Here is a 1,273-nt window from a genome sequence, read left to right on the forward strand (position 1 = left end):
CTATGACGAGCAAGACGACGAACAAGTTCTCGCCTGAGGTTCGCACGCGCGCGGTGCGGATGGTGCTGGAACACGAGAAGGATCACCCGTCGCGGTGGGCGGCGGTAGTATCGATCGCGGCGAAGATCGGCTGTTCCGGGCAGACGCTCAACGAATGGGTGAAGAAAGCCGAGGTGGACAGCGGCATGCGCGGCGGTGTGCCGAGTGACGTCGCGGAGCGGATGAAAGCCTTGGAGCGCGAGAATCGCGAGCTGCGTCAGGCGAACGAGATCCTTCGCAAGGCGTCGGCCTATTTTGCGATGGCGGAGCTCGACCGCCGAGCGAAGTGATGGTGTCGTTCATCGACGCGCACCGCGCGGTGTACGGGGTCGAGCCGATCTGCCGGGTACTGCCGATCGCCCCATCCACCTACCATGCCCATGTTGCCAGAAGGATAGAGCCGACCAGGCGGTCGGCTAGGGCTCGGCGGGACGACGTGCTCCGGCCGGAGGTGCGCCGCGTGTTCGAGGAGAATTTCCGCGTCTATGGCGTCCGCAAGATCTGGCGGCAGCTGCGCCGCGAGGGGTTTGGCGTCGCCCGATGTACCGTTGCCCGGCTGATGCGGGCGATGCGCCTGGCAGGCGTGATCCGCGGCAAGCCGGTGCGCACCACCATCAGCGACAAGGCGGCACCATGCCCGCTCGATCGGGTGAACCGCCAGTTCCGTGCGCTGGCGCCGAACATGCTGTGGGTGTCGGACTTTACCTACGTGGCGACCTGGGCGGGGTTCGTCTACGTGGCGTTCGTCATCGACACCTATGCGCGTCGGATCGTCGGCTGGCGTGTTAGCCGGAGCGCCCATACCGGCTTCGTCCTCGACGCGCTCGAGCAGGCGCTGCACGATCGCCGTCCTGCGCGAGGTGCTGGCCTTGTCCACCATTCGGACCGCGGCAGCCAGTACGTGTCCATCAAATACACCGAGCGCCTCGCAGAAGCCGGCATCGAACCCTCGGTCGGCAGCGTCGGCGACAGCTATGACAATGCCTTGGCCGAGACGATCAACGGCCTGTACAAGGCTGAAGTCATCCATCGACGCGGCCCATGGCGCAGCTTCGAAGCCGTCGAATACGCCACCCTCGAATGGGTCGATTGGTTCAACCATCGCCGGCTCCTCGAGCCCATCGGCAACATCCCGCCTGCCGAAGCCGAAGCGAACTACTATGCTGCCGCTGAGCAGATCGTTATGGCGGCGTGACTCACATCTAATGGCCTCCGGCAAACCCGGCGCGGTTCA

Annotated in this window: 1 protein-coding gene and 1 other annotated feature; the gene reads left to right on the forward strand. The window is 65.0% G+C overall.

From position 1 onward, the window contains the following. Positions 1–2 precede the first annotated feature (2 nt). A protein-coding gene (locus GGR89_RS21985) for an IS3 family transposase (RefSeq protein WP_125978422.1) occupies positions 3–1,234 on the forward strand; the annotation gives its coding sequence in 2 pieces (ribosomal slippage) (positions 3–294 and positions 294–1,234; 1,233 coding nt in all). After that, positions 287–403 (forward strand) — a sequence feature (AL1L pseudoknot). Its footprint overlaps the gene before it by 117 nt. Positions 1,235–1,273: the final 39 nt, after the last annotated feature.

This window comes from Sphingomonas trueperi (genome assembly GCF_011927635.1).
Classification (GTDB): Bacteria; Pseudomonadota; Alphaproteobacteria; order Sphingomonadales; family Sphingomonadaceae; genus Sphingomonas; species Sphingomonas trueperi.